The sequence below is a fragment of the Rhizobium sp. BK661 genome (assembly GCF_024808825.1).
Taxonomy (GTDB): Bacteria; Pseudomonadota; Alphaproteobacteria; order Rhizobiales; family Rhizobiaceae; genus Rhizobium.
In genome coordinates, this window is record NZ_JANTYT010000002.1 from 339,791 (window position 1) to 352,569 (window position 12,779).

The 12,779-nt window shown below is 59.8% G+C and carries 11 protein-coding genes; 5 read left to right on the forward strand and 6 right to left on the reverse strand.

All coding sequences use genetic code 11. From position 1 onward, the window contains the following. Window positions 1-35: 35 nt before the first annotated feature. Together FHX16_RS07975 and FHX16_RS07980 are read left to right on the forward strand one after the other, a co-directional pair. Window positions 36-950: a polyprenyl synthetase family protein gene (locus tag FHX16_RS07975; protein ID WP_183863809.1), complete on the forward strand. Its 915-nt coding sequence runs from the start codon at window positions 36-38 to the stop codon at window positions 948-950. Between the two features lie 115 nt (window positions 951-1,065). Beyond that, window positions 1,066-1,704, forward strand: a complete 639-nt coding sequence (locus FHX16_RS07980; RefSeq protein ID WP_183755059.1) for a LysE family translocator — start codon at window positions 1,066-1,068, stop codon at window positions 1,702-1,704. A gap of 15 nt (window positions 1,705-1,719) precedes the next feature. Here the strand turns inward: FHX16_RS07980 and ispG are convergent, their stop codons facing one another. From ispG to FHX16_RS07995, 3 genes are all read right to left on the reverse strand, one after another. Then, on the reverse strand, window positions 1,720-2,970 hold the full coding sequence (ispG, locus tag FHX16_RS07985; RefSeq protein ID WP_183755057.1) for a flavodoxin-dependent (E)-4-hydroxy-3-methylbut-2-enyl-diphosphate synthase: 1,251 nt from the start codon (window positions 2,968-2,970) through the stop codon (window positions 1,720-1,722). A 96-nt stretch (window positions 2,971-3,066) separates the two neighbouring features. Next, window positions 3,067-4,260: an MFS transporter gene (locus tag FHX16_RS07990; RefSeq protein WP_259126921.1), complete on the reverse strand. Its 1,194-nt coding sequence runs from the start codon at window positions 4,258-4,260 to the stop codon at window positions 3,067-3,069. A gap of 59 nt (window positions 4,261-4,319) precedes the next feature. After that, the gene (locus tag FHX16_RS07995; protein ID WP_183863811.1) at window positions 4,320-5,102 is read right to left on the reverse strand and encodes a DeoR/GlpR family DNA-binding transcription regulator; all 783 of its coding nucleotides are present in this window, start codon (window positions 5,100-5,102) and stop codon (window positions 4,320-4,322) included. 240 nt (window positions 5,103-5,342) lie between these two features. On the opposite strand from FHX16_RS07995, the gene FHX16_RS08000 reads away from it, so the two are divergent. The 3 genes from FHX16_RS08000 to FHX16_RS08010 all read left to right on the forward strand — a co-directional run bounded on the left by FHX16_RS08000 (window position 5,343) and on the right by FHX16_RS08010 (window position 7,659). Further along, window positions 5,343-6,116, forward strand: a complete 774-nt coding sequence (locus FHX16_RS08000; RefSeq protein WP_183863812.1) for an amino acid ABC transporter substrate-binding protein — start codon at window positions 5,343-5,345, stop codon at window positions 6,114-6,116. 104 nt (window positions 6,117-6,220) lie between these two features. After that, window positions 6,221-6,901: an amino acid ABC transporter permease gene (locus FHX16_RS08005; RefSeq protein ID WP_114714142.1), complete on the forward strand. Its 681-nt coding sequence runs from the start codon at window positions 6,221-6,223 to the stop codon at window positions 6,899-6,901. Further along, complete coding sequence (locus tag FHX16_RS08010) at window positions 6,898-7,659, forward strand: amino acid ABC transporter ATP-binding protein (RefSeq protein WP_114714143.1); 762 nt, start codon at window positions 6,898-6,900, stop codon at window positions 7,657-7,659. Before FHX16_RS08005 ends, FHX16_RS08010 begins: the two co-directional genes overlap by 4 nt. A gap of 20 nt (window positions 7,660-7,679) precedes the next feature. Here the strand turns inward: FHX16_RS08010 and FHX16_RS08015 are convergent, their stop codons facing one another. The 3 genes from FHX16_RS08015 to FHX16_RS08025 all read right to left on the reverse strand — a co-directional run bounded on the left by FHX16_RS08015 (window position 7,680) and on the right by FHX16_RS08025 (window position 12,629). Then, window positions 7,680-8,240: an NADPH-dependent FMN reductase gene (locus FHX16_RS08015; RefSeq protein WP_183863813.1), complete on the reverse strand. Its 561-nt coding sequence runs from the start codon at window positions 8,238-8,240 to the stop codon at window positions 7,680-7,682. A 69-nt stretch (window positions 8,241-8,309) separates the two neighbouring features. Continuing rightward, window positions 8,310-11,774, reverse strand: coding sequence for a pyruvate carboxylase (gene pyc / locus FHX16_RS08020; protein WP_259126922.1), 3,465 nt, complete (start codon window positions 11,772-11,774; stop codon window positions 8,310-8,312). Between the two features lie 114 nt (window positions 11,775-11,888). After that, window positions 11,889-12,629, reverse strand: a complete 741-nt coding sequence (locus FHX16_RS08025; RefSeq protein WP_183864326.1) for a LuxR family transcriptional regulator — start codon at window positions 12,627-12,629, stop codon at window positions 11,889-11,891. Between the last annotated feature and the right edge of the window lie 150 nt (window positions 12,630-12,779).

Below are 12,779 nucleotides of genomic sequence, written 5' to 3' on the forward strand. Positions count from 1 at the left end.
GCCAGCAGAAGGCGGCTCATGCCAAACAGCGCGCCATGGACGCAAGCACTGAAACATTCGAAGCCAGATTGACGGCCACCGCGCGCGAAATCGAGGCTGTGCTCGAGACGCTGCTGTCGCCATCCGTGTTGAAGGGCGAGATCGCCCGGCCGGAACGGCTGCGTTCAGCCATGCACTATGCCAGCCTGAACGGCGGCAAGCGACTTCGGCCTTTCCTTGTCGTCGAGGTGGCATCGCTGCTCGGCGGCGACAGGGATGCGGCTCTGCGCGTGGGCGCGGCGCTTGAATGCGTGCACTGTTATTCGCTCGTTCACGACGATCTGCCGGCAATGGATGACGACAATCTGCGTCGAGGCAAACCGACCGTGCACATCGCCTATGACGAGGCGACCGCCATTCTCGCCGGCGACAGTCTGCTGACCTATGCTTTTGACATCATCGCGTCCCCCGAAACCGTCCTGCCGGATAAGGCTAAGGTGACGCTGACGTTGGCGCTGGCCCGCGCAGCCGGCATTGGAGGCATGGCAGGCGGGCAGGCTCTCGACCTAGCGGCCGAGAAACAGGCGCCGGATGAACAAGGCATTGTTACCCTACAGGCGATGAAAACCGGCGCCCTCATCCGTTTTGCTTGCGAGGCCGGCGCCATTATCGCCGGCGCCTCGTCAGAGGATCGCGTGCGATTGCGCCAGTTCGGCGAGCGGATTGGCCTCACCTTCCAGCTTGCCGACGACATTCTCGATCTCACCTCCGATGCCGCCACGATGGGCAAGGCGACCGGCAAGGATGCCGGCCGCGGCAAAGGAACGCTGGTGGCGATGCACGGCATGGCATGGGCGGAAGCCAAGCTTGCCGAGCAGGTGCTCGCGGCCGAGGCATTGGTGGCTCCCTACTCGGAGCGCGGTACCATTCTGGCCGAGACGGCTCGCTTCATCGCCGGTCGAAAGAGCTGAAAAGCGTCACCGAGACAATATTTCCGCCAACACATCGGGCACAGTCACTTGCCGGCTGTCGGGAGCCACGTCACAAACAGGTGAAACAACTGACCGCCGGGCACAAGAGACGCAGATGCGTGAGATCCTGATCTATTTGCCGCAGATCCTGCCGGCCTATGTCGCCTATCTGATTGCCGTCATCAGCCCTGGCCCGGCGATCATGGCAATCGTGTCGACGTCGATGACGCATGGCCGAAAGGCAGGCATGACGATCTCGCTCGGCATCTTTGCGGGCTCGTTCACCTGGGCTTGTGCTGCCGCTCTCGGCTTGGCAACAATCCTCCAGACCTATGCCATGGCGCTGCAGATCCTGAAGATCTTCGGCGGCATCTACCTACTGTATCTCGCATACAAGGCTTTCAGGGCTGTGCGCGGCAACGATGATCTGCCGCAGGCGGTCGTGCAAAAGAGCCTTACGACGCGCGCGCTGTTGCTGCGCGGTTATGGCATTCACGTCACCAACCCGAAAGCCATCTTCGCTTGGCTGGCGATCATCGCGCTCGGGATGCCTCAGGGCGCGCCGGCATCCGTCGCCGGCTTGATCATCGGCATGTGCATGACGACCGGCTTTGCCATCTTCATGGGCTACGCAGTGATCTTCTCGACACCACACGCCTTGAAGATTTACCGCAATCTGCGCCGCTGGATCGAAGGGGCTATGGCCGCCTTCTACTGTGTCGCCGGACTGAAACTGCTGACCAGCCGCATTTGACGGCTTTCTCCGGCCTTATTCCGCAGCGGTCTTCTGCCCGAAGCGCTTTTCGATATAGTCAGCGACCAATGCTTCGAAGTCCGAAGCGATATTCGGTCCGCGCAGCGTCAATGCCTTGGTCCCATCGATGAACACTGGCGCAGCCGGCGTTTCACCGGTACCAGGCAATGAGATCCCGATGTCGGCGTGCTTGCTTTCACCCGGCCCGTTGACAATGCAGCCCATGACCGCAACGTTGAGCGCCTCGACACCCGGATATTTCTCGCGCCAGACCGGCATGTTCTTGCGAATGTCGTTCTGGATGTTCTGCGCCAATTCTTGGAAGACGGTCGAGGTCGTGCGGCCGCAGCCGGGACAAGCCGCAACCACGGGAATAAACTGGCGAAAGCCCATGACCTGCAGCAGCTCTTGGGCGACCTGCACTTCACGGGTCCGGTCACCATTCGGTTCCGGCGTCAGCGATACGCGGATGGTATCGCCGATGCCCTGTTGCAGGACGTAGCCCATGGCAGCCGATGAGGCGACGATCCCCTTGCTACCCATACCGGCTTCGGTAAGACCGAGATGCAGCGCGTGATCGGAGCGTTCGGAGAGCATCGAATAGACGGCGATCAGATCCTGTACCTGGCTGACCTTGGCCGAGAGGATAATCCGGTTGCGCGGCAAACCGATCTCTTCGGCCAGATTGGCCGAGATCAGCGCGGACTGCACGATCGCCTCGCGGGTCACTTGGCGCGCCGAAAGCGGCGAGCCGGCCTCGGCGTTCTGGTCCATCAGTGCCGTCAGCAATTCCTGATCCAGCGAACCCCAGTTCACACCGATGCGCACCGGCTTGTCGTAGCGGATCGCCATCTCGATGATGTCGCCGAACTGCTTGTCCTTCTTGTCCTTGAAGCCGACGTTGCCCGGATTGATACGGTACTTCGCTAGCGCCTCCGCGCAGGCCGGATGATCCGCAAGAAGCTTGTGGCCGATGTAGTGGAAGTCACCGACGAGCGGCACGTCCATGCCGAGCCGCAACAGCCGGTCGCGAATCTTCGGAACCGCTGCCGCACTTTCGTCGCGGTCGACGGTAATGCGGACGATCTCTGATCCGGCCTTGAAGAGAGCCGCCACTTGGGCGACCGTGGAGTCGATATCCGCCGTGTCGGTGTTCGTCATTGACTGAACGACAACGGGCGCACCGCCGCCCACGATGACGCCGCCAACATCGACGGCGACGGATGCGCGGCGCGGCTTCGGATCAAAATCTGCAGCTGAAGACATAGAGAGTTCTTGAACCCCTGAAATTCGTGTCTTTCAGGTGGATCATGCCTGCTTTGTTGTCAACCCGCCCCGCGCATCACTTTTGCTTGGAGCCGTTCAGTGACCGCCGCCCGATATGCCGTCGGCATAACGTGCAAGGTTCGAGAACAGCAGGACGACAACCAGCAAGACAGGCAAAGCCATGAACACGACGCTAAAGCCGATATGTTCGGCCACGAAGCCGATTGCGGAGGGTGCCACCAGCATGCCCGAATAGCCCATTGTTGTAACAACCGAGAGGCCGATGCCGGCGCGGAGGCCGGGAATATTGCCGGCGGCCGAAAAGGCGATTGGGACCATGTTCGAAATGCCGATCCCGCACAGTGCAAAGCCGAGGATTGCAGTTTCCGCATTGGGTGCGAATGCGGCGAGCAGCATACCTGAGATTGCAAACAACGTGCAGATCCGAAGCGTCATCACGCCGCCAAGCCGGTCGCGAACAAGGTCGCCGCCAAACCGCATCACAGCCATCGTCAGCGAAAACGCCGCAAAGCCGAAGCCGGAAAGTGCCACCGACGCGCCGAGTTCCTGACGCAGGTAGAGCGCACCCCAATCCAACACGGCGCCCTCAGGAACCATCGAGAATAGTGCCATCAGACCAATCAACCAGGGCAGCGGCTCCATTGGCAGCCGGAGCTTTTCCTTCTTCTCGTCCGGATGTGGAGGATCTGCGAGGATCATGTTCCAAGCCAGGCCCAGCACGAGCGCTGCCAATGAGGTCGCAATCACCGCATGCCAGAGCACACCAACAGTGGCGATCAGCAAGCCGCCAAGGCCAGCCCCGATCAAACCACCCAAGCTCCAGAAAGCGTGGCACGAGGACATGATTGAGCGACGCATCGATTGCTCGACTGCAACCGCGTTGGCATTCATGGCGACATCCATGGCGCCCATGAATCCGCCAAACAGGAAGATCGAGATCGCCCCTGTCACAACATTCGGCGCAAGCGTCAGCGCCAGAAGTGCCGGCAGCAGGCAAACGGCCGCAATCTGCGCGACAAGCTTCGAGCCATAACGGGCGATTTGTGATCCCGCGATTGGCATGAGAGTAAGCGAACCCACACCAAGAACCAGAATCATTAGTCCCAACTGGAACTTGCTGAGTTGCAGGCGCTCAGCAAATTCGGGAATTTTCGGCGCCCAGCAGCCGACGATGAAGCCGTTGATGAGGAACAGCAGCGAAACCGCGACCCGGTTCTTTGTTATGAAGCCACTTCTGACAATCGGTGCCGTATTAACGTGGTTGTCCATTTTTCTTCCCAAAATGTCTCAGCGCCAGCACTCGGACACGACGCGTTGTTGAATGATGCTTACGTTATGCTTCCGGCTACGATCGTTCTGCAGCCATTGTCGCGATAGCGCGCCAACATTTCCTGGTCCGCGTCGCGTTCGACCACCAGGCATTCGCATTGCGCCACCGGAAGTACGCTATGCGGGGCGGCGGTACCGAATTTGTCGGACGTTGCGGCCACAAGAACCTTCTTGCTTCGCGATGCAGCGAACCGCTTGAATTCCGCGTCTTCGAAGCCGAAGGTTGTTACGCCAGCCACAAGATCAATCCCGCAGGCGCCAAGAATACAAAGATCAGGCGACAGGGCTTCCATGTCGCGCATCGCTTTCGCGCCAAGTGCGCCGCCAACCTGGCGGTCGATCAAGCCGCCGATCAGGATCACATTGACGGCAGGTTTCTCCATCAAGGCAGCGGCGATCGCAGGAGCGTTTGTTGCGGCAGTCAAGGGCAAGTCCATCGGCAGCGCGGTCGCGATTGCGAGGTTGGTGCTGCCCGCATCGAAAAACACCATCGAGCCAGGGGGGATCTGCGACACCGCAGCAGTGGCAAGCGCCACCTTACGATCTCGCGCGATACCCGCGCGATGATTGAGGCTTCCACCGGCAGGCGAAACGGGCAACGCACCGCCATACACACGCTCACAAAGGCCGGCGGCTGCCATTTCACGCAGATCCCGACGTATCGTGTCTTCGGACACGCCGAATTCAATCGCAAGATCTGCTGCAAGCACTCGACCTTCGGCTTGCAGCTTCCGCAGGATGACGCTCTGTCTCTCCTGCAGGAGGAGTTCATTCGTGTTCATGCCGACTTCAGCCCGGTTTAGATAAAATCGTTACAAACATGCATAAACGGATACAAACATGCAGGCAAGCGTCCGGCCTCAGGTCAGCCTTCACAAACTGAAACATGCCGCGCCGAATTCGTGATAAATGAGAAAAATATTTACAGATGCCGATTGTCTTTGCAGTTTTCTACGCTTCGCAACAGCGGGCTTTTCTGCGATTTTCGCCGCAGCAAACACTCTGGTGAATTGGATAACAAAATGAACCTCCTGAAGACCATCGCCGCCGCAGCACTGATCCAGGCCGCCGCGCTCCTCCCCGCCGTTGCCGGTGAAAATCTCGCCGCCATCAAGTCCGCTGGTGTCTTCAAGATCGGCACCGAGGGGACTTACGCTCCATTCACCTACCATAACGACAGTGGCAAACTGGTCGGCTTCGACGTGGAGATCGGCGAAGCGATTGCCGCCAAGCTCGGTGTCAAGCCGGAATTCGTCGAGGGCAAGTGGGACGGCTTGATCGCCGGTCTCGATGCGAAGCGCTACGACACGGTCATCAACCAGGTCGGCATTACCGAGGCCCGCAAGCAGAAGTACGATTTCTCCGAGCCCTATATCGCGTCGAAGGCTGTGCTCATCGTTCGCGACGGCGACGACAGCATCAAGGGCTTTGCGGATCTGAAGGGCAAGAAGTCGGCGCAGTCGCTGACAAGCAACTTCGGCAAACTTGCCGAACAGTCCGGCGCTGAACTCGTCGGCACCGACGGCTTCGACCAGTCGATCCAGCTTGTCCTGACCAAGCGCGCAGACGCGACGATCAACGACAGCCTCTCCTTCCTCGACTTCAAGAAGCACAAGCCTGACGCTCCGGTGAAGATCGCCGCCCAGCAGGAAAATGCCGACTACTCCGGCATCATCATCCGCAAGGGCGAGCCGGAACTGCTGGAAGCCATCAACAAGGCGCTCGCCGACATCAAGGCCGACGGCACTTACCAGAAAATTTCCGACAAGTACTTCGGCCAGGACGTTTCGAAGTAAGTCAATACAGCCGGCGGCTTGCTGCCGCCGCAACATCCTTTATATGTGCCTGAAAAGCGTTCAGCGAACACTCGCTGGACGCGTCTTTCTTTGGGGATTGCACCTTGCCGAACTGGCTTCACTTGATGGCGGATTCGCTCGGGCCCCTCCTCTGGGCCGGTCTGATCTTCACCATTCCGCTGACCCTCCTCTCTTTCGCGTTCGGCCTCATCCTGGGCCTGATCACCGCGATCGCCCGGCTTTTTGGACCGGCGCCGGTCGCTGCCATCGCCCGCTTTTATGTCTGGGTCATCAGAGGCACACCGCTTCTGGTGCAGCTCTTCGTGATCTTTTATGGACTGCCGAGCATTGGCATCCTGCTCGACGCCTTTCCGGCCGCACTGATCGGCTTCACGCTCAACATCGGTGCATACAGCTCCGAGATCATCCGCGCCGTCATTTCGTCCGTGCCGAAAGGTCAATGGGAAGCAGCCTATTCGATCGGCATGAACTGGCGTCAGGCCATGAGCCGCACGATCCTGCCGCAGGCCGGGCGCGTCGCAGTGCCGCCGCTTTCCAACACGTTCATCTCGCTCGTCAAGGACACCTCGCTTGCGGCTGCCATTACGGTACCCGAACTGTTTCAGGCCGCACAGCGCATCGTCGCAACCACGTACGAGCCGCTTATCCTCTACATCGAAGCTGCGTTGATATACCTTGCGCTGAGCTCCGTTCTCTCGGCGCTGCAGGTCCGCCTCGAGCGCCGCTTCGCACGCTATGGCGGCATGCTGGAGGCAAACGCATGATCGAGCTTTCCCATATCGAAAAGCGCTTTGGCGACGCCGTCATCCTGAAGGACATCAGCATCCGCATTCCCGAGGGCAGCGTCACGGCACTCGTCGGCCCTTCCGGCGGCGGCAAAAGCACGCTGCTCCGCTGCATCAACCTGCTGGAAATCCCAACAGCGGGCACAATCCGCCTCGGCGAGGAGAAGCTGAGCTTTGCACCGGGGCAGAAGACTGCCTGGCAGGCAATCCAGAAGATCCGCCGGCAGACCGGCATGGTGTTCCAGAACTTTCAGCTCTTTCCGCATCAAACAGCCATCGAGAATGTGATGGAAGGCCTCATCACGGTTCTACGGTGGCCGAAGGAAAGAGCCCGGGAACGGGCAATGGAGCTGTTGACGAAGGTCGGCATGGCCCACAAGGCTGACGCATGGCCCTCGACGCTCTCGGGCGGTCAACAGCAGCGCGTCGCAATCGCCCGCGCGCTTGCCCCGTCTCCGCGGGTTCTTCTTTGCGATGAGCCGACATCGGCGCTCGATCCCGAACTTTCGGCTGAAGTGGTCGATGTTCTCGGTCGCCTAGCCAAGGAGGGAACAACGATGGTGATGGCGACGCATGACCTGCGTCTCGCCTCCAAGATTGCCAACGACGTTGTCTTTCTCGAGGCCGGCAGCGTGGTCGAGACGGGAAGTGCACGGAACATTTTTACCGCGCCGGAGCGCGAACGTACCAAACGCTTCATCTCGACAATTAACGCCGCCCATACCTACGACATTTAGACACGGGCGGCGGTAGAGCGTCAGACTGCGCGGGCAGCCTTCAATGCCTTGCCCCACCAGGCAAGCTGGTCGAGCTGGTTCTTGGCGGCCTCGGCGAGGTGAGCGTAGTCGCTCAGGCTCTTTCCGTCCTTGATAACCGACAGGTATTCCGGGAAGGAGATGTGAACGCCGGTCTTCACGGAAACGGCGCTCATTTCGACGAAGATCAGTCGCAATTGCTCTACCGCGCGGGCGCCACCGACACCGCCGTAGCCAACGAAAGCGACCGGCTTGTGGATGAACTCACCGAGGTCGATCGCATTCTTGAGAACGGCAGTCGGGCCGTGGTTGTATTCGGCCGCCGTGAAGATGTAGCCGTCGAACTCGCGCAGCTTCTTTTTCCAGCGCTCCGCCGTTTCGTTCTGGGCTTCGCTCGCGCTTGCCTGACCGAGGAAGGACATCGGATAATCCAACAGATCGAGAATCTCGACCTCGAGTTCAGGCCGGCTTGCGGCGATCTCGGCAATCCACTTGGCCGGATGGTCCGCAAAGCGGCCAATACGCGTGCTTCCGACAATGACGGCAATCTTGAGCTTACTCATATCAAATCCTTTTCATGAAAATGCATGGGGCGGCCCAGAGGCCGCCCCATAGTTTGATTCCGATATTCGTCAGCCGGCGTAGCTGACCAACAGGTCCTTGGCGTCGATCTGATCGCCCGCCTTGACCAGCACTTCCGCGATCGCACCGTCCTTTTCGGCATGGATCGCCGTTTCCATCTTCATCGCCTCGATGGAGACGAGAACGTCGCCGGCGTTGACCGTCTGGCCCGGCGAGACGAAGACGCGGGAAATGACGCCCGGCATCGGCGCACCGACATGCGCGGCATTACCGGGTTCCGCCTTGCGGCGGGCGGCGGCACCGGTCGCACCGTGAGCGCGATCCGGAACCTTAATGCGGCGTGGCTGGCCGTTGAGCTCGAAGAAGACAGTGACCATGCCTTGACTGTCGGTCTGGCTCATCGCTTGATTGACGATGACAAGCGTCTTGCCCTTTTCGATGTCGGCAAACAGCTCCTCGCCGTCCGCCAGGCCGTAGAAATAGGCCGGCGTCGGCAAGACAGAGACCGGGCCATAGGTGTCGGAGGCCAGTGCGAAGTCGGTGAAGACCTTCGGATACATGAGGTACGAAGCAAACTCGAAATCGCTGACCTCGCGCTCCAGCTTGGTCTCGATCGTCTTGCGCTCGGCATCGAGGTCGGCATCGGCAAGCAGCGAGCCCGGACGCACCGTATAGGGCGCGTCACCCTTCAGTGCCTTCTTCTGCAGTGCTTCTGGCCAGCCGGAAGGAGGCTGACCGAGATCGCCCTTCAGCATCGAGACGACCGACTCTGGAAAGGAGACTTCCTTGTCGGCGCTGACAACATCGGCGACCGTCAGGTCCTGCGAAACCATCATCAGCGCCATATCGCCAACGACCTTCGAGGACGGCGTCACCTTGACGATGTCGCCGAACATCTGGTTGGCGTCGGCATAGGCCTGCGCCACTTGGTGCCAGCGGGTCTCGAGGCCGAGCGAGCGGGCCTGTTCCTTGAGGTTGGTGAACTGGCCACCCGGCATTTCGTGCAGATAGACTTCCGAGGCCGGCCCCTTCAGGTCGCTTTCGAAGGCCGCATACTGATGACGCACCGCTTCCCAGTAGAAGGAGATACGGCGGATCCATTCCGGATCGAGACCCGGATCGCGCTCTGAACCACGCAGCGCCTCGACGATCGAGCCGAGACAGGGCTGCGAAGTATTGCCGGACAGAGCGTCCATCGCGGCATCGACGGCGTCGACGCCAGCATCGACGGCGGCGAGAACCGTCGCGGCGGCGATGCCCGAAGTGTCGTGCGTGTGGAAATGGATCGGCAGGCTGGTAGCGTCGCGCAGTGCCTTGAACAACACCTTGGCGGCAGCCGGCTTCAACAGGCCGGCCATGTCCTTCAGTGCGATGATATGCGCGCCGGCCTTTTCGAGCTCTACGGCGAGGTCCGTATAGTACTTGAGATCGTACTTCGGGCGCGCGGAGTTCAGGATATCGCCGGTGTAGCAGATCGCTGCTTCACAGAGCTTGTTCTCTTCGGCCACCGCATCCATCGAGACGCGCATGTTCTCGACCCAGTTCAAGCAGTCGAAGACGCGGAAGAGATCAATACCGCCGGCAGCTGCCTGGCGGACGAAGTATTTGACGACGTTGTCAGGATAGTTCTTGTAGCCGACGCCATTGGCGCCGCGCAGCAGCATCTGCAGCAGCAGATTTGGTGCCGCTTCGCGGACCAGCGACAGGCGCTCCCATGGATCTTCCGTCAGGAAGCGCATCGAGACGTCGAAGGTCGCGCCGCCCCAGCATTCCAGCGACAGCAGGTTCGGCAACGCATGCGCGTAGGTGCCGGCGATCCGGGCAATGTCGTAGGTACGCATGCGCGTGGCAAGCAGCGACTGATGGCCATCGCGCATCGTCGTATCGGTCATCAGCACGCGTTTCTCATTGCGCATCCACTCGCCGAACTTCTTCGGGCCGAGCTTGTCTAGAAGCTGCTTGGTGCCGTCGGGAATCCCATTGCCGTTGGTATAGGGGACGACCGGCTCGGCGATGTCCGCCGATGGCTTCGGGCGGTCCTTGGCTTCCGGATGGCCATTGACCGTCACGTCCGCCAAATAGGTGAGCAGCTTAGTTGCACGGTCAGCACGTTTAACCTGCTGGAAGAGTTCCGGCGTCGAGTCGATGAAGCGTGTGGTGTAACTGTTATCCCTAAACTTCGGATGCGTGATGATCGCTTCCAGGAAGGTCAGGTTGGTGGCAACGCCGCGGATGCGGAATTCGCGCAGCGCACGGTCCATGCGCGAGATCGCTTCAGACGGGCTCGGCGCCCAGGCCGTGACCTTGACCAGCAGCGGATCGTAATAGCGGGTGATGATCGCACCGGAATAGGAGGTGCCGCCATCAAGGCGAATGCCGAAGCCGGATGCCGAACGGTAAGCGGTGATGCGGCCATAGTCAGGGATGAAGTTGTGCTCGGGATCTTCGGTCGTGATGCGGCACTGCAGAGCGTGGCCGTTGAGGCGAATGTCATTCTGCGCGGGCACGCCCGATTCCGGCGTGCCAATCGCGAAGCCGTCAAGAATGTGGATCTGCGCCTTGACGATATCGATGCCGGTAACGACTTCGGTGACCGTGTGCTCGACCTGGATGCGCGGATTGACTTCGATGAAGTAGAATTTGCCGGTGTCGGCGTCCATCAGATATTCGACGGTACCGGCGCCGATGTAATTGGTGGCACCCGCGATCTTCAGCGAATAGGCCGCGAGTTCCTGGCGCTGCGCCTCGCTGAGGTAAGGCGCCGGCGCGCGCTCGACGACTTTCTGGTTGCGGCGCTGGATCGAGCAGTCGCGCTCGAAGAGATGTACGACGTTGCCGTGCGTATCGCCCAGAATCTGGCTTTCGACGTGACGAGCGCGCTCGACGAGCTTTTCCAGATAGACCTCGTCCTTGCCGAAGGCAGCCATCGCCTCGCGCTTGGCTTCCGTCACCTCGCGGGCGAGATCGGCTTCCGAGCGAATGACGCGCATGCCGCGTCCACCGCCGCCCCAGGAAGCCTTGAGCATAACGGGATAGCCGATCGCCGCCGCCATACGAGCGACTTCGGCCATATCATCCGGCAGCGGCTCCGTTGCCGGCACGACAGGAACGCCGACGGAGATGGCGAGGTTGCGCGCCGCGACCTTGTTGCCGAGCTGACGCATGGTATCGGCCGTCGGGCCGATGAAGATGATGCCTGCCTTGTTACAGGCATCGACGAATTCCGGGCTTTCCGACAGCAGGCCGTAACCCGGATGGATCGCATCGGCGCCCGAAAGCTTGGCGACGCGGATCACTTCGTCGATCGACAGATAGCTCTCGATTGGGCCGAGATCACGGGCAAGATGCGGTCCACGGCCGACCTGGTAACTCTCGTCGGCCTTAAACCTATGCAGTGCCAGTTTATCTTCTTCCGCCCATATCGCGACCGTTTTTATCCCGAGCTCGTTGGCCGCGCGAAACACGCGGATGGCAATTTCCGAACGGTTGGCAACAAGTATCTTGGAAATGGGCAATGCTGTCTCCTCACGGCATCGAAACGGGCAATTGCTGCACCCGCGAAGAGAAGTCTTAACGTGCTGTCACGGAAAGTTCAATTTCCAGAAACGACTCAGATAGAATTTCTCAGATTAGGTGAGGAGTCCGTGACGGAAGGCGACAGCAACGGCGTGCTGTCTGTTTCTTGCCTGCAGCTTGTCTTGCAGGCCGTTCATGTACCAGTCGACGGTGTGATTGGAAATCTTGAGGCGTTTTCCGATCTCAACGGAGGTCATGCCCTCTGCAAGATATTGCAGTATCTCCATCTCGCGGCGCGTCAACCGCGTGTCGATGCCGGAAACTTCTTCGAGCGTGTGCATCTCACCCTTGAGCTCGAGCAGTCGCCAGAACGCTTTTCGCGCTATGGCATCAAACAGTGAGATTTCGACAGGAGACAGATCGACCTGCGTTCCGCCGACGCTCATGGTACCGAGGATCCCGTTTCGACCGTGGATAGGAAAAATGTAGCCGTCCCTAAGCCCATGGCTATGTGCGTCGGCCATCATCTGTTCCATCCGGCGATAGTGCGGATCCTTGCGGAAGGCGGCCAGGCTGTCTCTCCAACGGAACGGTCTTTGCGCATATGCGAGATAGCGAACCGTCGGGTCAGTCAGAACGTATTTCTTCGAAATATAGATCTGCGGCCATTTCTCCGGCCAATGACCAGCAAACATCAGACTGATTGGATCTTCCGTCGCTTTCAGATGTCGCAAAAGGCCGTAGTACTGGAACCCGTAGGCATGGATGACATGCTCCAGTTCGGCGACAACTCCTTCAGGTCTGCGACACTCTTCCAAAACGACAAGCAATTGAATTAAAGAATGAATACTCACGGAAATGCCCCTACCCCAATTGGGCTCCGCGCCGAATGTCACGAACCAGTGGGACGTGCTTGCCTGGGGCCCTTCGACGCAAAACAAGCGTCAATCTATGGTGTGCCAGCCCGACCCCGGGGCGCAAGCGAAAATTGCGAAAATTGCGAT

What these genes read in the sequence shown, in the direction of transcription:
- FHX16_RS07975 (WP_183863809.1), top strand. Translation starts at nt 36, where the DNA reads ATGGACGCAAGCACTGAAACATTCGAAGCCAGATTGACGGCCACCGCG.
- FHX16_RS07980 (WP_183755059.1), top strand. Translation starts at nt 1,066, where the DNA reads ATGCGTGAGATCCTGATCTATTTGCCGCAGATCCTGCCGGCCTATGTC.
- ispG (WP_183755057.1), bottom strand. Translation starts at nt 2,970, where the DNA reads ATGTCTTCAGCTGCAGATTTTGATCCGAAGCCGCGCCGCGCATCCGTC.
- FHX16_RS07990 (WP_259126921.1), bottom strand. Translation starts at nt 4,260, where the DNA reads ATGGACAACCACGTTAATACGGCACCGATTGTCAGAAGTGGCTTCATA.
- FHX16_RS07995 (WP_183863811.1), bottom strand. Translation starts at nt 5,102, where the DNA reads ATGAACACGAATGAACTCCTCCTGCAGGAGAGACAGAGCGTCATCCTG.
- FHX16_RS08000 (WP_183863812.1), top strand. Translation starts at nt 5,343, where the DNA reads ATGAACCTCCTGAAGACCATCGCCGCCGCAGCACTGATCCAGGCCGCC.
- FHX16_RS08010 (WP_114714143.1), top strand. Translation starts at nt 6,898, where the DNA reads ATGATCGAGCTTTCCCATATCGAAAAGCGCTTTGGCGACGCCGTCATC.
- FHX16_RS08015 (WP_183863813.1), bottom strand. Translation starts at nt 8,240, where the DNA reads ATGAGTAAGCTCAAGATTGCCGTCATTGTCGGAAGCACGCGTATTGGC.